Genomic DNA, 20,390 nt, shown 5'->3' on the forward strand with positions numbered 1-20,390 from the left:
CGCTCAGTTCCTTAACGTGCGCCGCCAAGCGTCTTGATGGCATCGCCGAAAGTGGATTCGGTATCGCGCATCAGCGACGAAATGCTCTCGAAGGCCCGGTTGACCTGGATGAGCTGCGTCATCTGGGAAATGCCGTTGACGTTCGACTGCTCGAGATAACCCTGAACGACGCCGACCTCGTGATTGTTGACGACCGGCGTCGGCGGGGCCACGGGCTTCACACCGCTATTGGGATGGCGCAGGAAGCCTTTCGAGAAATCCGCCTGGAAGATGCCGAGCGTGGCGACGATGTTGTCGTTCTGCCTGATCGCGCCATCGAGACTGACGGTGATCGGGCCACCATTCGCATTGAGCTGGATGGGACCGCCGCCGGCGTCGAGAACCGGATAACCGCTTGAGGAGATGAGTGCGCCGTCCGGGCGCATGGTGAAACGCCCGTCGCGGCTCAGGATCTGGCCGTCGGGTGTGTCCATCGCGAACCAGGCATCGCCCTTGATGGCGAAATCGAAACTATTGCCAGTCTGTTCGAAGGCGCCCTGACGGGTGGAGAGATAGTCGTTACCCTGCGACACGAACGCCACCTTGGCATTCATGTCATTGTGGTTCTTGGCGACCATTTCGTCGAATTTCACTTCGGAACCGCGGAAACCCACCGTGTTCGCATTCGCCATATTGTCGGAAATGGTGGTGAGACGACGCTCCAGCGCAATCTGCGAGGAAAGGGCGACGTATAGTCCGGATTGCATATCATTTGCCTCCGAGTTTCAGGGAGTTGATGGAGATCAGCAGGTCCGGGGAAATGCCGTAGCCGCTGGAGGAGCCGAAAACGGCCAGAGGATCATAGGTCGTGGAGGGATTTTGCATCTCCCACATGATGGTGAAACGCTCGAGCAGCTTGCCGACCTTTTCAGGATTTTGCAGATCCTTGATATTGATGGATTTTTCGATGAGCGCGGCCTGTTTTTCGACGCTTCCTGCCGCAATTTCGTCAGGCAGGTTGTAGGCGGTGCGGAACACCTGCGCGAGCGCGTCGTCGGCTAGAAAATCGAGACCCGATTTGATCGTTGGTGCCTTGCGCTCGAAGTAAAGAGCAAGCCGGACACCGTTATTGTCGCCGCCCGCCTCCTGCTCCAGCGTCTGGCGGGTGTATTTGCTGATGATGCCGGACTGGGCCGCTTCGGTCGCAGTTGCAGCTGCACCGAGACTTGCAAAGTCGAGCGATTTCGCAAGGTCCGAATAGCGGCTGTCGGAAAGCTTGTTGGCGAAGGCGTTCTTGTCGGCCGTGCCTTCGGTCAGCACCTTGCGGATGAAGGCTTTCGCATACGCCATGTCCTCGAGGCCGTTGGCTTTCAGCGCATAATTGTAAAGACGGGTATCGGCCATGAAGTCGTCGACGGATTTCACGCTGCCGATCTTCGACCGGTAATATTCGGTTTCGCGCGCCACGTCGGGTTGCTTCGACACACGCTCAAGCGATTTGCCGATGTCCTGACTGATCAGTCTGTAGCTGGTGTAGGTGGAAGTCACTGAACCGCCGCTCTCGTTTGATCCCGATACCAAGGCGCACGTCCGCCTTTGTCGGGATAATGCCGGATGTTGCTTGTGCGAAACTGGCTGCGGCGACGAGGGACAGAGGCTCCGCGGACAGGTTCACGCAAGCCACATTTTCTAGAGATGGCGGCATGGAACACTGTTCGGGCGTGGTCGATCAATGAATATTGTAATTGGACTTATAATCACCTTCGGCTGCATCATCGGCGGCTACATGGCGATGGGCGGCCATCTGAACGTGCTGGTTCAGCCGTTCGAATTGTTGATTATCGGCGGTGCCGGCCTAGGCGGCTTCATCATGGCGAACCCGATGAAGGTCGTGAAGGATTCGGGCAAGGCGCTCGGCGAGGCCTTCAAGCACTCGGTCCCGAAGGAGCGCAACTATCTCGACGTACTCGGCGTACTTTATTCGCTGATGCGCGACCTGCGCACGAAATCGCGCAACGAGATCGAGGCGCATATCGACAATCCGGAAGAATCCTCGATCTTCCAGAGCGCACCCTCGGTGCTGAAAAACAAGGAGCTGACGTCGTTCATCTGTGACTACGTCCGCCTCATCATCATCGGCAACGCGCGCAGCCACGAAATCGAAGCGCTGATGGACGAGGAAATCGAGACCATCCTGCACGACAAGCTGAAACCTTACCACGCGATCACCACCATGGGCGATTCCTTCCCCGCCATCGGTATCGTCGCGGCGGTTCTCGGCGTCATCAAGGCCATGGGCAAGATCAACGAATCACCGGAAGTGCTGGGTGGCCTCATCGGCGCCGCGCTGGTGGGCACCATGCTCGGCATCATCCTGTCCTATTCGATCTGCAACCCGCTCGCTTCGCAGGTCAAGATCGTCCGCACCAAGCAGCACCGCCTCTACATCATCGTCAAGCAGACGCTGATCGCCTACATGAACGGCTCGGTGCCGCAGGTCGCGCTTGAATACGGGCGCAAGACCATCTCCAACTACGAGCGGCCGTCCATCGACGCCGTCGAACAGGAGATGATGAACCCCGGCGGCGAAAACAAGGCGGCATGACCATGGCTAAAGCTGCACAGCAAAGAGCACCCGTCATCGACACGTCGCTGCTCGCGAAACTTACCGGCGGGCTTTCCGACCGCAAGACAATCGCGAAGGTCGGTTCCGATATCGGCCATCTCTACAGCGAATTCCTGCCTGATATCTTTCACAGCGAGACCGGCATTGCGATAGACGTCGAATATATCGGCTCCGAATCGGGGTTGATGACCGATCTCATCGCCAATATCGGCGGCAATTTCTCGGTTGCGGATTGTTCTCTGCGCAACTGGTGCCCCAATTTCATGATGGCGGTCGGCAACGGCTTCGTCATCGCGCTCATGGAGCGCATGCTGGGCGCGGCGGCCGACACCATCGGCGAGCCGGACGAGCGCAGCCTGTCCCACATCGAACTCGACCTGGCGGCCATGGTTCTCGGGCGCATCGGGGGTGTCCTGCGGTCGGGCGTCAACGCGCCGGGCGGTTTCGAGGCGACGATCGACCCGCCCTTTACGGCCAATGGAAAAAGCGCCTTCGAGGAGATGATCGCCGGCCTCTACGGCGTGACAGTCCGCATGAAGATCGCCATCGGCAAGGTTTCTTCGGAATTCGCGCTGATCGTGCCGCAGCGGCCCCTTCTCAAGACCTCCATCGCCGCTCCCAAGGCTTCAGCCCAGGCGCTGAAGAAGCAGGCGGAATGGGTGGATTTGATCTCTGAGCAGGTGAAGAGATCGCAGGTAACGCTCGAGGCGCGCATCAAGCTCGAAACCTTGACCCTGCGGACGATCTCCAGGCTGGTGGCCGGCGACGTCATTCCGTTTCAGGATCTGAAGCAGGACGACATCGGCGTCGAGGTCAGCGCCAACGGCTCCAAGCTCTATAATTGTGAATTCGGCAAGTCCGGCGACCGCTACATGGTTCGGGTAAAGAACAATGTCAGCACGGACGACGAGATCTTGCGACATCTGATGGGTTAAAACCTGTCCACCTTTTTTGGGTTCTGGGCAGGCTGACGCAAGTTTCAAAGGGAATAATCAGCGCATGGCTACGAAGAAAACACCTGTGACCGATGATATGGCGCTGCCGTCGCTTGAAGATGGCGGTGAGCTCGACCAGGCTATCGGCGATCTGCGTGGCGTCCTCAAGACGGATGCGGAAGGTTCGCTGTCCGACTTTGGCGACTTCGGGGATTTCGGGAGCGTTGACGACGCTTCCGCCGACAGCGACCTTTCCGCCTTCGGTGGCGGAGTGGGCGATTTTGCGATGAACGATTTCGCGGCCACCCCACAGGTCGCGGGCATCAAGGCGCCGCTCGGCAGTGGCCTGTCCGACAATATGGACCTGATCATGGATATCCCGATCGATGTCCAGATCGTTCTCGGCACCAGCCGCATGCTCGTCTCGGGTCTGATGAGCCTTGAAGAGGGTGCAACGATCGCGCTTGACCGCAAGATCGGTGAACCGGTCGAGATCATGGTGAATGGCCGCCGTATTGCGCGCGGTGAAATAACGGTACTTGAAGACGACGATACGCGCTTCGGCGTAAAATTGATTGAAGTAATGAGTACGAGAAAAGCCTGATCCCTGTGGGGACGGAGAGGAAAGACCATGATGGACTTCGAGGATTTCGGTAACCCGCTGGCAGGGAAGCCGTTGTCTCAGGCCGACAAGGCGGCCGCGGTGCTTCTTGCCATGGGCAAGGGCGTCGCCGGCAAGCTGCTGAAATTTTTCACGCAGCACGAATTGCAGATGATCATTTCCTCGGCCCAGACGCTGCGTGTCATTCCCCCTGACGAACTCGCCCAGATCGTGGCGGAGTTCGAAGACCTGTTCACGGAAGGAACGGGTCTGATGGACAATGCCAAGGCGATCGAAAGCATTCTCGAAGAGGGCCTGACACCGGAGGAGGTGGACAGCCTTCTCGGCCGTCGTGCAGCCTTCCAGGCCTATGAAGCGTCGATCTGGGATCGCCTGCAGGAAGCGGAGCCGGAATTCGTCGGCAAGTTCCTGCTGCGCGAGCATCCCCAGACCATCGCCTATATCCTCTCCATGCTGCCCTCGTCCTTCGGTGCCAAGGTCCTTCTGACCATTCCCGAAGAGCAGCGCGCCGATATCATGAACCGCACGGTGAACATGAAGGAAGTCAGCCCCACGGCTGCCCAGATCATCGAGAAGCGTGTGGTCAACCTCATCAACGAGATCGAAGCAGAGCGCAATGCGGGCGGTTCCACGAAGGTTGCCGACCTGATGAACGAAATGGAAAAGCCGCAGGTCGATACGCTGCTCAGCTCGCTCGAAACGCTCAGCAAGGAAGCTGCCAACAAGGTCAAGCCGAAGATCTTCCTCTTCGACGATCTCATGTTCATGCCGCAGCGCAGCCGCGTCCTACTGCTCAACGATGTCTCGGCGGACGTTCTCACCATGGCGCTGCGCGGCGCAACCATGGAAATCAAGGAATGTGTGCTGTCCAGCATCAGCCCGCGCCAGCGCCGCATGATCGAATCGGACCTCGCCGTGCCGCAGGCTTCCATCAACACCCGCGAAGTGGCGATTGCACGCCGCGCCGTGGCGCAGGAAGCGATCCGGCTGGCCAATTCCGGTCAGATTCAGCTGAAGGAAGCCTCCACAGAGGAACAATCCGCAGCAGCCTGAGCGGAAGCCGGTTGATAACCCGCCTTACAGGTAATGCCGGCCATTGCGATGGCCGGTCTCGGGCGCTAGTTTCGGAATGACGGCCTGCCGCGATCGGCGGGCCTTTTTTTATCCCGGGAACGTGCCTTGGCAGACGATCAGGACAAGGACAGTAAAACAGAAGACCCAACGGAGAAAAAACTCCGTGATGCGGCGGAAAAGGGCAATCTTCCCTTTTCCCGCGAGGTGCCGATCTTTGCTTCTTCACTCGCCTTTTACTGCTATCTGGTTTTCTTTTTGCCCGACGGCGCCGGTCGCCTCGGCGTAACGCTGAAGGACCTGTTCGGCCAGCCCGAACAATGGAACCTCAGCACCAGGCCGGATGCCCTGTCGCTGCTTTATTTCCTCGGCACGTCCATGGCCTATCTGCTCATGCCGGCCATGATCATGTTCATCGTCTTCGGCCTTGCCTCCTCGTTTTTCCAGAACCTGCCGTCGCCGGTGCTTGAGAGGGTGCGTCCGCAATGGTCGCGCATCTCGCCCGCAAAGGGGTTCGGCCGCATCTACAGCAAGCAGGGATTTGTGGAATTCGGCAAATCGCTGTTCAAGATCTTGATCGTTTCGATCATCATGTTCCTGTCTCTGCGCGGCGATTTCTACAGTCTCATCGACCTGATGTTCTCCGACCCGCAGGTCATTTTCGTCAGGGTTGTCGAGCTCACCAAAAAGATGATGGTCGTGATTCTCTTTTCGACCGCGCTGCTTGCCGCCGTCGACCTTTTGTGGACGCGCCACCACTGGTTCAGCCAGCTGAAAATGACGAAGCATGAGGTGAAGGAAGAGTACAAGCAATCGCAGGGCGACCCGGTGGTCAAAGCCCGTCAGCGTTCGGTCGCCCGTGACCGCGCCCGCCGCCGCATGATCGACAATGTGCCGCGCGCGACACTGGTGATTGCCAACCCGACACACTTTGCAGTGGCGTTGCGTTACGTTCGCGAAGAAGGCGACGCGCCTGTCGTCGTTGCCAAGGGTCAGGACCTTATCGCATTGAAAATCCGCGAGATTGCGGAAAAAAATAATATCCCCGTTTTTGAAGATCCGCCGCTCGCACGCTCCATGTTTGCGCAAGTCTCGATCGATAGTGTGATTCCACCAGCTTTTTACAAGGCTGTAGCTGAGCTCGTTCATCGGGTTTACGCCATGAAGTCATCGAAAATACGGGTTCAATAAAACCAATGAAAAAATCCGCCTATTCTGAAAAGCGGGAAATGATCGTCGCAGAGGCGATCAACCCGATCGCCACCGAACTGCGCCTGCTCGATCCGGCCGACCTGATTTCATTGCTCAGATTCGAGTGCTACGGCAGCATTGCCGACCTCGTCTCGTCGGCCGCGGAGCTTTATTATCATCCGGGCACGATCAATTTCGGTGCCGGTGGCGAATACAGGCTCGAATGGGAAGGGGCGCCGGAGATCGTCCTCGATCTCGAACTGAAACCGCACGGCGCGACGGTTTATGCGCAATTGATTCTGGCCAACGAGCATGCTGCGGTCGAGATCAATCATGTTTCGTTTCAGAACCCTTCGGAAAATCCGGACGAGAACACCGAATTTCTCCGTCAGAGCCTGACGGCTGCCCGATTCGTGTCGGCCCGCCAGGGCGAAGCTGCCTGAGCCAGTCCAGCGGACATTTTCATATATTATCCATTGCGCCTTCCGAATTCGCGGGCGCGATGGCTTCATTCGGGCACTTTTTCACCCGACCTTGCCTGAAGCGTGTCGGTTTATGCAAAACCGGCCTGTGAAGGCAAGGAACGCCTTGCAAATCAGCGTTGTTGTTTGGTACCTATCGAATTAACGATTTGTTAACGAACGGCAGGTCGCGGTGGCTCTTTTTACCATCGCTGATGCGCATGATGCCTCTGCTCGTTTTCGGCGCAGCGCCGGATTTTTCCTGACAGTACCAATTGGGTGGACCCAATGACCAGCATTTTGACCAATGCGGCGGCGATGGCCGCGCTGCAAACCTTGCGCATGATCGACAAGAATCTCGAAACGACGCAGGCGCGTGTGTCGTCCGGCTACCGTGTCGAAACAGCGGCGGACAATGCCGCCTACTGGTCTATCTCCACAACCATGCGCTCCGACAATGCAGCGCTCTCGGCCGTGCAGGATGCATTGGGACTGGGCGCCGCCAAGGTTGATACGGCCTATGACGCCCTTGCGAACTCGATCGAGGTCGTCAAGAAAATCAAGGAAAAGCTTGTCGCCGCCTATGGCGTCGGGGCTGACCGCGGCAAGATCCAGGACGAAATCAAGCAGCTTCAGGAACAGCTGAAGAGCACGTCGGAATCTGCCTCCTTCTCCGGCGAGAACTGGCTGCAGGCCAGCATCAGCAATGGTGGCACGCCGCCGGTTGTAGAACCCATCACCAAAAAGGTCGTCGCGTCCTTCACGCGCACCGGTTCGGGCAATGTCGGCGTCACCACGGTTGACTATGTGCTGGACGGCAGTGCCGTGCTTTTCGACCTCAGCGGCGGAAAACTCGGTATTCTCGACAAGAGCGCCGTTTTTGTCGCGAAGACGGAACAACAGATCACCCAAACATCGACGACAGCCGGCGTGACCACCAATGCGGGTTACGTCGTCAAGAAATTGACAGACGCGGAAATCGGCACGCTGAATGCGGCGACGCCGGATACGAATGCCGACCCGAGCGTCTACAGCAACGGAACGGTGAATTATCTTCGTCTGTCCGAGAATACCTGGGTCAAGGTGACGGCGACCAACCCTTCGAGCGGCACCACCACCGTCGCGGCGGCCTATCGAGACACAGGCAGCAACGATTGGTTCTATGACACGACCGGTGCGCCGACCTCCGTTGCCAGATCCCTCGGTCTTTCCGTCTCCACGCTCGATCTCGACAATCTCGATGTCGTGGCGGCAGCCATGAGCGGTTTTTCCGGCGGCACCACGAACTACACCGCTTCCGACGCCATCGATGTGATGATGAGTTTTGTCGACAAGCAGCTCGAAGCCATGACCAGTACGGCCTCCAGCCTCGGCTCACTACAGAGCCGCATCAACATGCAGGAAAACTTCGTCTCGAGCCTGATGGACGTGATCGACAAGGGTATCGGCCGTCTCGTGGATGCGGATATGAACGAGGAATCAACCAGGCTGAAGGCTCTGCAGACACAGCAGCAGCTCGGCATCCAGGCGCTCTCGATCGCCAATGCCAACGCGCAAAACATCCTTCAGCTCTTCAAGTAAACCGGCGTCGGTCCGGCGGGTTCGGGGGAGTTGGTTGCAAGGTTTCTGAAAACGGGGCCCGCCTTCATCCTCGCACAAGTTTGAACACCTAACGTCGGGGCAATATCGGGTGGATCGCATGGCGTGATCCGGCCGGAAACAATTGAAGAGACGGGCAGGGTAGCAAGGATGACGGTGGTGCCGCCAAACGGCTTAGATCGCAGGCAACGAAACATGTCTCGCCCCTTTGGCCTGTCTTGCCGGGGGCCGGCATGAGCGCGTCCATTGCAAGATATCTCAAGGATTTCGGTGACGTGCAGCCCGCGGGACTGACGTTCGGCGAACCGTTGGCGGATGTCGACGGCATTTCCGGTCTTGGCGATATTGCGTCCGGTTTCGATGAATTCGAGCCGCTCGACGTCGAAAGCGAAAAACAGGCCGCCTATGCCCGTGGTCACGAGGATGCGACCCGCGAGATCACGGAGAAAATGCAGGCCGAGCGCGAGGAGCTTCTTGCCGCTCATGCCGCAGAACTCGAAGGCTTACGTTCCATCTATCTGGAAGAAATTGCCGTTTTCCTGTCGCTAAGGCTGCGTGAAGGCATCGATGCGATCGCCACCAATCTCAGCGAACAGACCGCCAATATCCTTGCCCCGGTTCTGACCGAAGAGTTGTCGCTGAAGGCGGTTTCGGCGCTTGCGGATGTCGTTCGTGCTTCCATGCCGGATGGCGAGGCCGTGACCCTTGTCGTGAAAGGCCCGAAAGATTTGTTTGAGCAGCTGAAGACGCAGCCGGGCTTTGAAGAAGAGACGATGAAATTTACCGAGACGGCAGATATCGACCTCTCCGTTGAGTTGGGTGAAAGCGTGTTCGTCACGCGCATGTCCGCCTGGGCGTCCAGTCTTCGCAAGGTGATGAAATGAGTGAAGGCGAAAATCACCACCACGGCAAGAACGAGATCATCATCGTCAAACGCCACAAGGGCGGGCACGATGGCGCCCATGGCGGCGCGTGGAAGATCGCTTATGCCGACTTCATGACGGCCATGATGGCGTTCTTCCTCGTCATGTGGCTGGTCAACGCCGCAAACGAGGAAACCAAGGCCTCGGTCGCCAGCTATTTCAATCCGATAAAGCTGTCCGATGAGAAACCCTCGTCCAAGGGGCTGGAAAAACCCGTGGACAAGGAAGAGGGCGTCGAGAAGAAAGACCAGTCCAACATAAAGGCGGAAAAGGTCACCCAGGGTTCGGCCGCTGCGACAGGTGAAGACCTGACCTCGCAGACCGGGGAGCAGTCGAACTTCTCAGAAGCGGACTTTTTCGAGAATCCCTATTCTGTTCTGGCGGAAATTGCCCAGCAGGTCGGGCAGCAGGCCAATGTCAGCGCCAAGGGCGAAGGTGGTGCTGCCGATTCCGGCCCGGCGACGGGTGCGAGCGGCGGTGAGGCTTACCGCGATCCCTTCGATCCCGATTTCTGGACCCAGCAGGTGAAGATCACACGTGCGGACCAGCAGCAAAATCCGGTCGAACAGCAGCAATCTGCCGAGAACAAGCAGCAGGACGCTGCCAAGGATAATGAAGCGGTTGCGGCTAAATCGTCTCAGCAGCCAGCCGATGGTGCAGATCACGGCAAGGCCATGGAAGTCGCCGCCGTTGTGCCGCAGCAGCGGCCGGGTGCCGCAGAGCAGGCAGCACTTACGCAGCCTCAGCCGGAGCAGCAGCAGCAAGGTACTGCTGCGCAGAAGGAAGAGGCCAAAGAGCTGCGCCAAGAGATCGAGAAGCAGATATCCGGCATCAGCGGCAAGCTCGCCGAAGGTCTGGTGGTGACGCCCGCCGAAGGCGGATTGCTGTTGACCATTTCCGACCAGACGGAAACGCCGATGTTCAATGTCGGATCGGCTGTGCCCCGCGGCGAAATGGTCCTGGCCATGGAGAAGATCGGCAAGTTGCTTCAGGAGCGTGGCGGCAGCGTGGTGATCCGCGGCCATACCGATGGACGCCAGTTCAAGGGTGAGGCCAATGACAATTGGCGGCTTTCCATGGACCGCGCGCATAGCGCCTATTACATGCTGGTTCGCGGCGGCCTGTCGGAAGAGCGGGTGAAACAGGTTTCGGGTTTTGCGGATCGCAGATTGCAGGTGCCGGCAGACCCGCTGGCGAATGCGAACCGCCGTATCGAAATCCTGCTTGAGGCCGATCGGGGGTGAGTGTGACGAAATCCTCGAAACGTTGGGTTTTTCTTGCGGCGACACTGTGTGGTCTCGGTGCCGAACCGGCGAAGGTTTTTGCGCAATCGCAAGACAACCTCATGCCCTATGCCATGTTGCGTTCCCTGCAGTTCGTGCAGGATTCGGTCACCATGGGAGACCATTCGGCAACCGAAATGCAGCGGTTTCTGCTCCAGACGATCGACGAGCGGCTTAAGAGCGCACCTTCGGCGATCTTCAAGGATCCGCGCAATGTCGATGCGGCGCTTGTCTACGCGATGAGCGGCGGCAATCCGGCCACGCTCGAATTGCTCGTCGCGCGGGATGTGGACGGCAATTTCGACAGCCGCGTCGCCGATATTCTGCGCAAATATCTGTCCGGCAAGGGAACGCTGGTCGCCCAGAGCATCGCTGCCATGGTGCCCGAGTATCGCGGCACGAGAATTGGCGCCTATCTTGCATTGATCGGCGGCAATGTGACGATCCCCCGCGATCCGGTGGCTGCCCTCGGTTTCTATGACATAGCCCGGCTCGAAGCGCCCGGTACCATCGTGGAGGAGGCTGCACTCCGCCGCTCGCTTGCTATCGCCGTTGAAGACGGCGATGCCGGGCGTGGCGTCGAATATGCACAGCGTTACGCGCGGCGGTTCCTGCATTCGCCCTATGCCAGCCAGTTCGCGGACCTTCTGGTCTCACTTGTGGTCAAACGTGTCGATTCCATCGGGCACGACATGATAGAGGAAACATTCGCCATGATGGACGCGGAGAGGCAGAAGGAAGCTTATCTGCGCCTGTCCCGTCTCGCGGCGATCAGCGGCAAGGATTCGCTGGCGCGCATGGCGGCGTTGAAGGCGAAAGCGCTGTCGCCGGATATGCCGGACCAGCCGCAAGTTCAGGCAAATCTCTATGAAAGCCTTTCCAATATCGGCACGCCCGATGTGGTGAGCGCGATTGAAACAATCGGGCAAATTCCCGAAGCCCAGCTTTCGGATCGCGACAGGGCCCTGCGGGACGCGGCAAGGGCAATCGCCGACCAGGTGGTTCGTCCGCCTTCCCCGCAGCCTGGCGCCGATCCCGGTGTCACGGCAGGGCAGGGGGCCGGGTCGGGCGCGCCCGCGAATGAGGCGGCCAGTGCCGAGACCAAGGGCATATGGAGAGTTGAAAACCACAAGGCTGAGGATGAGGGCGAGAACGTCCGGCAACTCGTGACGAGCGGCCGCAGTAAGCTCGATGAAATCGACAGCCTTTTGAAGAAAGGCGAGGGGGCACCATGATCGACGCAACCATCAACGCGATAGTGAATGCGCCATATAACGATCCGCGCGCTGGCAGCGCCAGTGTGAGGGACGACGCCAAAGGCGGAAGTTTCGGCGACACTCTCGCGACGGTCAGGGACGAGCGCCCGCCGCAGGCACCGCATTCGCGTCATCAGCAGGAAGCGGGATCGGCTGAGGAGCAGCATGCTCAACCGGATGACGATGCGGAAAAGACGGATGTGCCGGTCAAGCGGCCCCCGAGCTTCCTGAACGTGATCGTCAAGGACCATTCCGGAGAAGGCCATGGTCACGAGGCGCTGGCGGAACTTCAGAATGCGATTAAGACGGCGCATACATCGCCTGAAAACGGCAAACCTGGCAAGAAGGTCAAGGACGCCGACAAGGAGAGCCAGACGGCGGCGGATGCAATCGATCCGAAGCTGGCAGAGCTGCAGACGCTCACGGCCAATGTCGGCGATATCGTGACAGCCAAGACGCCCCTTGAGGAAATTGCGCAGGCGATTGCCGGCAAGGCCGATGTCAAATCCGAAAAGGTCGAAACTGTCAGGGGCAAGGCTGAGCCTCTGGCGAAGGACATGCACGCACGGACCGAGCTTGCCGGAAACGAAGCCGGATCCGGATCGGGCACTGAAGGCGACGCCTCGGCATTCCGCTTCGCATCTCCTCGTTCCGGCACAGCCCGCGCTCTCGATATGAGTACGGTTCAGCGGGATGGCCGCGTCGAGTTCGACGCCCGGGAAAGCAGTGGCAAGGCGACCGAGACGATTACCGTTCTCGATTCGCGGCGGTTCATTGGTCTGGCACCTTCATCCAACGCCTCGGCTCTGACTGGCCTCATCGCCAATGATTCTGAATGGGTTAGCGCCATGCAGCCCGGCTCGTCGCTGTCCAATGAGGCGGCCCAGAGCAGCACCGGCAAAGTCGTCCATACGCTGAAGCTGCACATGACGCCGATCGAGCTGGGATCGGTGACGATGTCGTTGCGTCTTGCCGGTGATGAGCTTGCCGTTCACATGACGGTGGAGAACGTGGCCGCCTACAAAAAGCTTCAGCAGGACAGCAAGAGCATCCTCGAGGGCCTCAAGGCGCAGGGTCTGACGGTCGATAACATCACGATCAGCATTGCTTCTTCTGACAAGAGTGACCAAACGGGCACACAAGCCAACAATCAGCAAAATCAGCAGGCGCAGCAGCAGGGCCAACAGGCCGCCGCAGGGCGCAACCGTGACGAGTCCGGCACACGCGGCGGACGGCAGGGCAATGGTGATAATTTGGGGGTGCATAATGAAGGCATGGATGGCGCTCTTGGCTCTGCCCGCACTTCTGCTGACAACGGCGTTTACCTCTGAAAACGCCTCCGCTTCGGCAACGTCAGGTGTCTGTGAAAGGGAAATTCAGTCCGCTGCCCGCAAATACGGCGTGCCGGAGGGAATTCTCTATTCTGTCGGCCTGACCGAGACCGGTCGCAAGGGTCGGCTTGACCCCAACGCCATGAATATTGAGGGAAAACCGGTATTTGCCTCCTCCACCGAGGAGGCATTGACCACTTTCGAGACGGCAAAGCGCAACGGCGCCAAGCTGATCGACCTCGGATGCATGCAGATAAACCACTATTTCCATGGCGAAAACTTCACATCCGCGCGTGAAATGTTCGATCCGCGCCGCAATGTCGAATATGCCGCCATGTTCCTGCGCAATCTCCACAACAGGCACGAAACCTGGACCATGGCGGTCGCCCGCTATCATGCCGGGCCCAACAACGACCCGGCTCAAAAGAAATATGTCTGCCGGGTGATCGCCAATCTGGTGGCGACAGGCTACGGAAAATGGACCGCCAACGCGAAAAATTTCTGCGACGGATAACAACCATCGGTTGTTTTGATGCGGTCAAGGACTCGCAATTTGAAATGTGGCGAGAGAAAGCCCTAAAAAAGGCGTCGCAAGCGATTTTTTCGGATTTTTGAAATTTTTACACAAAAATTTTGTACCGTATATGGTTAACAACCACTATATATAGATCAAATCGGCACAAAATGGTTAATCAATTATTAATAACTATCGATGATTTCCTACAGTTGTCGCTGAATCCCCCGATTCGTACCAATGCCGCATTGGAAAACACCACACTGATTCGGAGGCGGACGAATGATCGTAGTGGTTGATGAGCGCGAGCTCGTTAAAGACGGCTATACTTCTCTATTTGGGCGTGAGGGCATCCCCTCGACCGGTTTCGATCCGGTCGAATTCGGGGAATGGGTCTCGACGGCAGCGGACAGCGATCTGGCGGCCGTAGAGGCATTCCTGATCGGTCAGGGCGACCGGAGCTTCTCCTTGCCGAAGGCGATCAGGGATCGCACGACGGCACCGGTGATCGCGGTCAGCGACCAGCCATCGCTGGAATCGACGCTGGCGCTGTTCGACAGCGGCGTCGACGATGTCGTGCGCAAGCCGGTTCACCCCCGTGAAATCCTTGCGCGTGCGGCGGCGATCCGTCGCCGCCTGCAGGTTATCTCGAATTTCACCGATGCGGGACCGATCCGGGTTTTCTCAGACGGTCGTGATCCCGAAGTCGGTGGCGAGGTCTTTGCCTTGCCGCGGCGCGAGCGCCGCATCCTTGAATATTTGATTGCCAATCGCGGACGCCGCGTTTCCAAGGCGCAGATTTTCAATGCCATCTACGGCATCTTCGATGATGACGTCGAAGAGAACGTCGTGGAAAGCCATATCAGCAAGCTGCGCAAGAAGCTTCGCAAGAAGCTCGGCTACGATCCGGTCGATTCCAAGCGTTTCCTCGGTTACAGCATTGATTGGCAATAATATTCATTCATCCGCGTGGTCTTTTTCAAACGCGGTATTTCAGACAGCTTCACGCAAGCCAAACGCTTTACCTTCTCCCTGAAGATGACCACGAGGGTTTTTGAATGAGTATTTTCGGCACTATGCGAACCGGTGTGTCCGGCATGAATGCACAGGCTAACAAGCTGGGAACCGTTGGCGACAACATCGCTAACGCAAGCACCACCGGCTACAAGCGCGCATCGACGTCGTTCTCCTCGCTCGTTCTGCCCTCCTCGTCGGGCAGCTATGCCTCCGGCGGCGTGCAGTCCAACGTTCGCTACAGCATTTCAGAGCAGGGCAACCTGTCCTACACCACGTCGAGCACCGATCTTGCCATTCAGGGCAACGGTTTCTTCGTGGTTCAGGATGGTGGCGGCACGCCTTATCTCACACGTGCCGGCTCGTTCGTGAAGAATGCGGAAGGCTACCTGGAAAACGCAGCGGGCTTCCAGCTGATGGGTTACCCCTACGGGGCAAATGCGCCAGCTGCCGTCGTCAACGGCTTTACCGGCCTTGAGGCCGTCAACGTCAATAATTTCGGCCTGACAGCATCGCCCTCCACGCAGGGCAGCTTCCCGGCCAACCTCAATCGCGATGAAGCCGCTGTTGCGGCGGGCTCGCGTCCGAGCGACAACCTTGCAACATCGACGATCGGTAACAAGACATCGTTGACGGCGTACGACAGCGGTGGCGCGAAGGTTCTCTACGATTTCTATTACACCAAGACCGGCGCCAATACCTGGGAAGTGGCAGTCTATCGTCAGGACCAGTCGACCAATGGCGGCTTCCCTTACACGGCGACCCCAGCAGCGAACCTTGTCAAGGAATCAGTCACGCTGGCATTCGACCCGGCGACCAATAAGCTCACACCTACCTCTCAAAAGTCGATCACCATCAACGACACGGTCAGCGGCGTCCCGCAGGCAATAAGTATCGACCTGTCCGACATGTCGCAGTTCTCGACGAAGTTCACGCCGGGCACCGCGATCCTGAACGGTAACGGCCCGAGCCAGATCAAGGACGTGGAAATCGGCAAGGACGGCGTAGTGACTGCAGTCTATCAGGATGGTGGCCGCCGCAACATCTACCAGCTGGCGGTTGCCACGGTGCCGAGCGTCGACAACCTCTCCCCTCAGAACGGCAACGTTTATCTGCCGAGCAACGAGTCGGGCGTCGTCACCATCGGTTTCCCGCAGACGGGCAGCTTCGGTTACATCCAGAAGGGTGCGCTTGAGGGCTCGAACGTCGATATCGCCAGCGAACTCACCGATATGATTGAATCCCAGCGTATCTATACAGCGAATTCGAAAGTCTTCCAGACCGGGTCGGATTTGATGGATGTCCTGATCAATCTGAAGAGATAGTAATTCTCACGAGGACAAATGAATGTCGCTCACGTCAGCAATGAATACTGCGCAGTCGATCTTCAACAATACAGGTAAGCAGACGGACGTTACTTCGAAAAACATTGCCAATGTGGGTAATGCGAACTACGTCAAGCGAACCGCCATTCTCGGCACGACCATGTCAGGTGCAAGTATTGTCGCCAACGGCCGTGCCCAGAATGAGAGCCTCCTGAGGCAGACGATCTCCAGTGCATCCCTCGCTTCCGGCCAGAAAACCGTTCTGACCGGGCTCGAGGAGATGAAAAGCCTTTTCGGCGGCAACGATTACGAGAGTTCGCCTGCCACCTATATGAAGGAACTGCTGAAGAGCCTTGACGGTTATGCCTCAAAGCCGAGCGATTCCGCGCTTGCTGCGACGGCGGTGACATCCGCCGTGGACGTCGCCAATTCCCTGAACAAGGCTTCGTCCGAGTTGCAGGCGATGCGCCTGCGTGCCGACAAGGAAATGTCCCTTCAGGTCGACAAGCTGAACGGCCTGCTCGCGAAATTCGAGGAAGCCAACAACGAGGTCAAGGCGCAGACCGCGATCGGCGGCAATCCAAGTGATGCTCTCGACCAGCGCGAGACGCTGCTGAAGGACATTTCGTCCATCATCGGGATCAATGTCGTCAATCGTGAAAACAACGACGTGGCGCTCTACACGGCGGATGGCGCGACCCTGTTCGAAGTCGTGCCGCGCAAGGTTACTTTCAAGGCGCAGCCGGGCTACGACGCGACGGTCACGGGCAACGCGATCTACGTTGATGGCGTCGCGATCAAGGCGAGCAGCGGCAGCAACACGACAGCGGAAGGTTCGCTTCAGGGTCTGATGCAGGTTCGTGACGACCTGGCGCCAACCATGCAGAGCCAGCTCGACGAAATTGCGCGCGGCCTCATCACCATGTTTGCGGAAAAGCCGGCCAGCCCGACCAGCACGCTGCCGAAGATGCCAGGCCTCTTCACCTACGGCTCGCCTGCGGCCACAACCATTCCGGCAAGCGGTGTTGTCTCTCCCGGGCTCGCTGCGAGCATTACCGTCAACCCTGCGTTAATTATTTCCAAAGGTGGAAACCCGGAATTGTTGCGCGACGGCGGTATCAACGGTACCGCTTATGTAATCAACAGCACAACTTCAGGCGGAACCGGGTTTTCCGCACTGATCGACAGCTATGTCACTGCTTTTGACGCGCCCATGAATTTTGCCGCGTCGACACGTATCGATACGAATACAAGCATCCTGAAATACGGCACCAACTCGGTGGGGTGGCTCGAACAGGAACGATCCGGCGCAACTTCGGCAAACGAAGCGAAAAGCGCGCTCTATGAGCGCTCCGCCACCTCCTATTCGAACAATACTGCCGTCAGCCTGGATGAGGAGCTTTCGCTGCTCATGGATATCGAGCAATCCTACAAGGCCGCCACGAAGCTGGTGACCACCATCGACGACATGCTCAAGTCGCTGATGGATATGGTGAGGTAATAGATGAAAACGTCCTTCATTTCATCGCTGGCGATGCAGAACAGCATGCGCAGCACCATCCTCAAGGCCCAGCTTGAGATGACGAACCTCAATACCGAGCTGACCACGGGTAAACATGCGGACCTGGGCGTGACGCTGGGTGCCAACACGGCCCGCAGTCTTGACCTTAATCGCGATGTCGATCGTCTCTCTTCGCTCGTCAGCGTCAATTCCATCGCCACGCAGCGCCTCAAGTCCTCTCAGGCGGCACTTGATGGCATGGCAAAGGCTGCCCAGGAAATTCAGAAGGTTCTTGTTCCGAATACCAGCAGCGCAGCACCAACGCTGGCAACGGTCGCCAAAACCATTTCGAATGCGTTCAACACCTTCACCGGTTTTGCCAATACGGCAGTCAGTGGCGAATTTCTGTTTTCCGGCATCAATACGGATGTGAAGCCTATCGATGACTACTTTGCCGACGGATCGACGCTGAAGGCAGCCTATGAGGTTGAGCTGAACGCGTTCATGGCCGCACAGACACCTGCGGTCGGTAACATTGCCGACCTGTCCAAGGATCAGGCCGCGGCATTCATGACCCGTATCGAAGGCGTGTTCAACGGTACTACGCCGGTTACGAACCCACCGCACAGCGATCTGACGGCCGGCCAGAATTACGATTTCTGGACGACCTATGGGTCGAAGGCGAGCGACACGAACATGACGAGCCGCATCAGCCAGAACGAGGTGGTCGAGACATCGACCAACAGCAACTCGCAGGGCATGCGTTATTTCGCGATGACAGCAATGACGGCGATGACGTTCCTTGATGACAAGGTCCCAAGCGACGTTCGCGAATTGGTGGCAACCAGGTCGGTGACCAATATAGGCACGGTCATTAGTGGTTTGAACCAGCAGCAGAGCCAGCTCGGCCTTTCCGAAAGCCGTGTTTCGAAAGCGAACGACTCGCTCGCCGCCCAGAAAAAGATCATCGAGACTCATCTGCTGGATATCGAGGGGATCGATACCTACGAGGTGAAGACACGCCTGGATCTGCTCCAGCAGCAGATTGAAATTGCCTACAGCCTTACGTCGCGTCTGCAAAAAATGAGTCTGGTAAACTACCTCTGATGAACAGGGGTGGCGGCAGATAAAGGATACATGAATGTACCAGTTTTCCTACGCCGAAATCATGGAGGATGGTGTCGCAGATGCGAAGGATCGCGAGCGGCAGGCGTTGACAAAATCGATCGATCTACTGGTGGAGGCAAAGGATTCCTCTTCCCAGCGCCACACGATCGAAGCGCTTTTTTACACTCGACGGGTCTGGATCCGCTTCATTGAGGACCTCAAGCAGCCCGAAAACCAGCTGGCCATGGAACTCAGGGCAAATCTGATTTCTATCGCGATCTGGATTTTGAAAGAGTGCGAACTGATCCGGAAACGTCAGTCGACGAATTTCCAGGGTATAATTGACGTGACAACCATCATCAGGGATGGACTGAAATGAAAAGTACACTTCGAATCTCGCTGAAATCGGGCGAAAAGATTTTCATCAACGGCGCGGTTTTGCGGGTGGATCGCAAGGTGGCCCTCGAATTCCTGAACGATGTCACGTTCCTGCTTGAAAACCACGTCCTGCAGCCGGAGCAGGCGACGACGCCGCTCAGACAGCTTTATTTCATCGCCCAGATGATCCTCATCAACCCGGAAGGACGCGAACAGTCGACGAACCTGTTCCGTAAATCCGTGAGCATGCTGCTGAATTGCTTCCAGCATGAGGAGATTCTGGCCGAACTCAAGCGTATCGACGGTCTGGTTGCCTCGGGTAAGGCTTTCGAAGCGCTGAAGGCCATTCGTGGCCTGTACCCGACCGAGGAAAAGATCCTCAACAATCAGGAAATGACCCCCGCAACGATCGAGCAGATTCGCAAGGAGATCGCACCATGGCGGTAGATGCAGTCACGTCGGCAGCCTCTAACCCCTGGGCAAATGCCGGGGCGAGCAGCAACGACAAAAGCGCGGCCTCGCTTAACTACGACAGCTTCCTGAAGCTTCTCATCGCCCAGATGAAAAACCAGGATCCGACCAGCCCGATGGATGCCGGCCAGCAGATGTCGCAGCTTGCGAGCTTCTCGCAGGTTGAGCAGACGATCAAGACCAACACCCATCTGAAGAGCATGCTGCAGGCCGAAGCCCTGACGCGCGCTTCCGACCTGGTTGGCAAAACGGTCAAGAGCGCCGACGACAAGGTCACCGGCGTGGTAAAGGAAGTCGAAGTCTATTCGGACGGCGTCGTCGCCATCACAGAAGCTGGTGACAAAGTGCTGCTGCAGGCCGGTGTGACCTTCTCGAACGGTCCGATCGCGACTACACCTGATAGCGGCACCGATTCGGACGTGCCGGCAGGTTCCTGACATTGAAGAGGCGGCATGATGCCGCCTTTCCGGAATAAAGGATGCGACGATGAACGAGGCCGATGCGCTTGATATCATGCAGGCGGCAGTCTGGACGGTTCTCGTCGCGGCCGGTCCCGCCGTTCTCGCGGCCATGATCGTTGGTGTCGCCATCGCCTTCATCCAGGCCCTGACCCAGGTTCAGGAAATGACGCTGACCTTTGTCCCTAAAATCGTAACGATCATGATCGTTCTCGGCGTTGCCGCCCCGTTTGTGGGCGCGCAGATCGCCCTTTTTTCCAATCTCGTCTTTTCGCGGGTTCAGTCGGGCTTCTGACGCCCGTCCCGTCTGGATGCCATCCTCGCGCAAGCTTCAGCGACTAGGGA

Annotated in this window: 22 protein-coding genes; 20 read left to right on the top strand and 2 right to left on the bottom strand. The window is 57.8% G+C overall.

Features of this window, described 5'->3' with window-relative positions:
- Positions 1-11: 11 nt before the first annotated feature.
- Together flgF and AB4Z23_RS02300 are read right to left on the bottom strand one after the other, a co-directional pair.
- Complete coding sequence (gene flgF / locus AB4Z23_RS02295; protein ID WP_003515085.1) at positions 12-746, bottom strand: flagellar basal-body rod protein FlgF; 735 nt, start codon at positions 744-746, stop codon at positions 12-14.
- A 1-nt stretch (position 747) separates the two neighbouring features.
- Positions 748-1,527, bottom strand: coding sequence for a DUF1217 domain-containing protein (locus tag AB4Z23_RS02300; RefSeq protein WP_003515087.1), 780 nt, complete (start codon positions 1,525-1,527; stop codon positions 748-750).
- A 184-nt stretch (positions 1,528-1,711) separates the two neighbouring features.
- On the opposite strand from AB4Z23_RS02300, the gene motA reads away from it, so the two are divergent.
- The 20 genes from motA (at position 1,712) to AB4Z23_RS02400 (ending at position 20,340) form a co-directional block, all read left to right on the top strand.
- Positions 1,712-2,584, top strand: coding sequence for a flagellar motor stator protein MotA (gene motA / locus AB4Z23_RS02305; protein WP_019564306.1), 873 nt, complete (start codon positions 1,712-1,714; stop codon positions 2,582-2,584).
- Positions 2,581-3,540: a FliM/FliN family flagellar motor switch protein gene (locus tag AB4Z23_RS02310; RefSeq protein ID WP_003515092.1), complete on the top strand. Its 960-nt coding sequence runs from the start codon at positions 2,581-2,583 to the stop codon at positions 3,538-3,540. Before motA ends, AB4Z23_RS02310 begins: the two co-directional genes overlap by 4 nt.
- 64 nt (positions 3,541-3,604) lie before the next feature.
- Positions 3,605-4,144: a flagellar motor switch protein FliN gene (gene fliN, locus AB4Z23_RS02315; protein ID WP_025592471.1), complete on the top strand. Its 540-nt coding sequence runs from the start codon at positions 3,605-3,607 to the stop codon at positions 4,142-4,144.
- 27 nt (positions 4,145-4,171) lie between these two features.
- Positions 4,172-5,215: a flagellar motor switch protein FliG gene (fliG, locus tag AB4Z23_RS02320; protein WP_003515095.1), complete on the top strand. Its 1,044-nt coding sequence runs from the start codon at positions 4,172-4,174 to the stop codon at positions 5,213-5,215.
- A gap of 126 nt (positions 5,216-5,341) precedes the next feature.
- Positions 5,342-6,424: a flagellar biosynthesis protein FlhB gene (gene flhB, locus AB4Z23_RS02325; RefSeq protein WP_003515096.1), complete on the top strand. Its 1,083-nt coding sequence runs from the start codon at positions 5,342-5,344 to the stop codon at positions 6,422-6,424.
- Positions 6,425-6,429: 5 nt separating this feature from the next.
- Positions 6,430-6,867: a hypothetical protein gene (locus tag AB4Z23_RS02330; RefSeq protein WP_003515097.1), complete on the top strand. Its 438-nt coding sequence runs from the start codon at positions 6,430-6,432 to the stop codon at positions 6,865-6,867.
- A 306-nt stretch (positions 6,868-7,173) separates the two neighbouring features.
- On the top strand, positions 7,174-8,466 hold the full coding sequence (locus AB4Z23_RS02335) for a flagellin N-terminal helical domain-containing protein (RefSeq protein WP_019564305.1): 1,293 nt from the start codon (positions 7,174-7,176) through the stop codon (positions 8,464-8,466).
- 251 nt (positions 8,467-8,717) lie between these two features.
- Positions 8,718-9,368, top strand: a complete 651-nt coding sequence (locus AB4Z23_RS02340; protein ID WP_421477858.1) for a hypothetical protein — start codon at positions 8,718-8,720, stop codon at positions 9,366-9,368.
- Positions 9,365-10,651, top strand: coding sequence for a MotB family protein (locus tag AB4Z23_RS02345; protein WP_065688344.1), 1,287 nt, complete (start codon positions 9,365-9,367; stop codon positions 10,649-10,651). Before AB4Z23_RS02340 ends, AB4Z23_RS02345 begins: the two co-directional genes overlap by 4 nt.
- The gene (gene motC, locus AB4Z23_RS02350; protein ID WP_421477859.1) at positions 10,648-11,925 is read left to right on the top strand and encodes a chemotaxis protein MotC; all 1,278 of its coding nucleotides are present in this window, start codon (positions 10,648-10,650) and stop codon (positions 11,923-11,925) included. The genes AB4Z23_RS02345 and motC overlap by 4 nt, the downstream gene beginning before the upstream one ends.
- Positions 11,922-13,277, top strand: a complete 1,356-nt coding sequence (gene fliK, locus AB4Z23_RS02355; RefSeq protein WP_174049184.1) for a flagellar hook-length control protein FliK — start codon at positions 11,922-11,924, stop codon at positions 13,275-13,277. The genes motC and fliK overlap by 4 nt, the downstream gene beginning before the upstream one ends.
- Positions 13,225-13,791 (top strand): lytic transglycosylase domain-containing protein, encoded by a 567-nt coding sequence (locus AB4Z23_RS02360; protein ID WP_019564301.1) that lies wholly within the window; start codon positions 13,225-13,227, stop codon positions 13,789-13,791. The genes fliK and AB4Z23_RS02360 overlap by 53 nt, the downstream gene beginning before the upstream one ends.
- Positions 13,792-14,073: 282 nt before the next feature.
- The gene (rem, locus tag AB4Z23_RS02365) at positions 14,074-14,745 is read left to right on the top strand and encodes a transcriptional activator Rem (protein WP_003515107.1); all 672 of its coding nucleotides are present in this window, start codon (positions 14,074-14,076) and stop codon (positions 14,743-14,745) included.
- A 104-nt stretch (positions 14,746-14,849) separates the two neighbouring features.
- The gene (locus AB4Z23_RS02370) at positions 14,850-16,130 is read left to right on the top strand and encodes a flagellar hook protein FlgE (RefSeq protein ID WP_003515108.1); all 1,281 of its coding nucleotides are present in this window, start codon (positions 14,850-14,852) and stop codon (positions 16,128-16,130) included.
- 22 nt (positions 16,131-16,152) lie between these two features.
- The gene (flgK, locus tag AB4Z23_RS02375; RefSeq protein ID WP_003515109.1) at positions 16,153-17,631 is read left to right on the top strand and encodes a flagellar hook-associated protein FlgK; all 1,479 of its coding nucleotides are present in this window, start codon (positions 16,153-16,155) and stop codon (positions 17,629-17,631) included.
- A 3-nt stretch (positions 17,632-17,634) separates the two neighbouring features.
- Complete coding sequence (locus AB4Z23_RS02380) at positions 17,635-18,738, top strand: flagellar hook-associated family protein (RefSeq protein WP_421477861.1); 1,104 nt, start codon at positions 17,635-17,637, stop codon at positions 18,736-18,738.
- A gap of 34 nt (positions 18,739-18,772) precedes the next feature.
- Positions 18,773-19,117 (top strand): flagellar biosynthesis regulator FlaF, encoded by a 345-nt coding sequence (gene flaF / locus AB4Z23_RS02385; protein ID WP_003515112.1) that lies wholly within the window; start codon positions 18,773-18,775, stop codon positions 19,115-19,117.
- Positions 19,114-19,563: a flagellar biosynthesis repressor FlbT gene (gene flbT, locus AB4Z23_RS02390; RefSeq protein WP_003515113.1), complete on the top strand. Its 450-nt coding sequence runs from the start codon at positions 19,114-19,116 to the stop codon at positions 19,561-19,563. Before flaF ends, flbT begins: the two co-directional genes overlap by 4 nt.
- On the top strand, positions 19,554-20,024 hold the full coding sequence (gene flgD, locus AB4Z23_RS02395) for a flagellar hook assembly protein FlgD (RefSeq protein WP_003515114.1): 471 nt from the start codon (positions 19,554-19,556) through the stop codon (positions 20,022-20,024). Before flbT ends, flgD begins: the two co-directional genes overlap by 10 nt.
- 49 nt (positions 20,025-20,073) lie before the next feature.
- Positions 20,074-20,340 (top strand): flagellar biosynthetic protein FliQ, encoded by a 267-nt coding sequence (locus AB4Z23_RS02400; RefSeq protein ID WP_003515115.1) that lies wholly within the window; start codon positions 20,074-20,076, stop codon positions 20,338-20,340.
- Positions 20,341-20,390 lie beyond the last annotated feature (50 nt).

The organism is Agrobacterium sp. MCAB5, from assembly GCF_052114365.1.
Classification (GTDB): Bacteria; Pseudomonadota; Alphaproteobacteria; order Rhizobiales; family Rhizobiaceae; genus Agrobacterium; species Agrobacterium tumefaciens.

Excerpts from the sequence above, each read along its gene's own strand:
- flgF (WP_003515085.1), bottom strand. The coding sequence starts at position 746 with ATGCAATCCGGACTATACGTCGCCCTTTCCTCGCAGATTGCGCTGGAG.
- motA (WP_019564306.1), top strand. The coding sequence starts at position 1,712 with ATGAATATTGTAATTGGACTTATAATCACCTTCGGCTGCATCATCGGC.
- AB4Z23_RS02310 (WP_003515092.1), top strand. The coding sequence starts at position 2,581 with ATGACCATGGCTAAAGCTGCACAGCAAAGAGCACCCGTCATCGACACG.
- fliN (WP_025592471.1), top strand. The coding sequence starts at position 3,605 with ATGGCTACGAAGAAAACACCTGTGACCGATGATATGGCGCTGCCGTCG.
- fliG (WP_003515095.1), top strand. The coding sequence starts at position 4,172 with ATGATGGACTTCGAGGATTTCGGTAACCCGCTGGCAGGGAAGCCGTTG.
- AB4Z23_RS02330 (WP_003515097.1), top strand. The coding sequence starts at position 6,430 with ATGAAAAAATCCGCCTATTCTGAAAAGCGGGAAATGATCGTCGCAGAG.
- AB4Z23_RS02335 (WP_019564305.1), top strand. The coding sequence starts at position 7,174 with ATGACCAGCATTTTGACCAATGCGGCGGCGATGGCCGCGCTGCAAACC.
- AB4Z23_RS02340 (WP_421477858.1), top strand. The coding sequence starts at position 8,718 with ATGAGCGCGTCCATTGCAAGATATCTCAAGGATTTCGGTGACGTGCAG.
- AB4Z23_RS02345 (WP_065688344.1), top strand. The coding sequence starts at position 9,365 with ATGAGTGAAGGCGAAAATCACCACCACGGCAAGAACGAGATCATCATC.
- fliK (WP_174049184.1), top strand. The coding sequence starts at position 11,922 with ATGATCGACGCAACCATCAACGCGATAGTGAATGCGCCATATAACGAT.
- AB4Z23_RS02360 (WP_019564301.1), top strand. The coding sequence starts at position 13,225 with ATGGCGCTCTTGGCTCTGCCCGCACTTCTGCTGACAACGGCGTTTACC.
- rem (WP_003515107.1), top strand. The coding sequence starts at position 14,074 with ATGATCGTAGTGGTTGATGAGCGCGAGCTCGTTAAAGACGGCTATACT.
- AB4Z23_RS02370 (WP_003515108.1), top strand. The coding sequence starts at position 14,850 with ATGAGTATTTTCGGCACTATGCGAACCGGTGTGTCCGGCATGAATGCA.
- flgK (WP_003515109.1), top strand. The coding sequence starts at position 16,153 with ATGTCGCTCACGTCAGCAATGAATACTGCGCAGTCGATCTTCAACAAT.
- AB4Z23_RS02380 (WP_421477861.1), top strand. The coding sequence starts at position 17,635 with ATGAAAACGTCCTTCATTTCATCGCTGGCGATGCAGAACAGCATGCGC.
- flaF (WP_003515112.1), top strand. The coding sequence starts at position 18,773 with ATGTACCAGTTTTCCTACGCCGAAATCATGGAGGATGGTGTCGCAGAT.
- flbT (WP_003515113.1), top strand. The coding sequence starts at position 19,114 with ATGAAAAGTACACTTCGAATCTCGCTGAAATCGGGCGAAAAGATTTTC.
- flgD (WP_003515114.1), top strand. The coding sequence starts at position 19,554 with ATGGCGGTAGATGCAGTCACGTCGGCAGCCTCTAACCCCTGGGCAAAT.
- AB4Z23_RS02400 (WP_003515115.1), top strand. The coding sequence starts at position 20,074 with ATGAACGAGGCCGATGCGCTTGATATCATGCAGGCGGCAGTCTGGACG.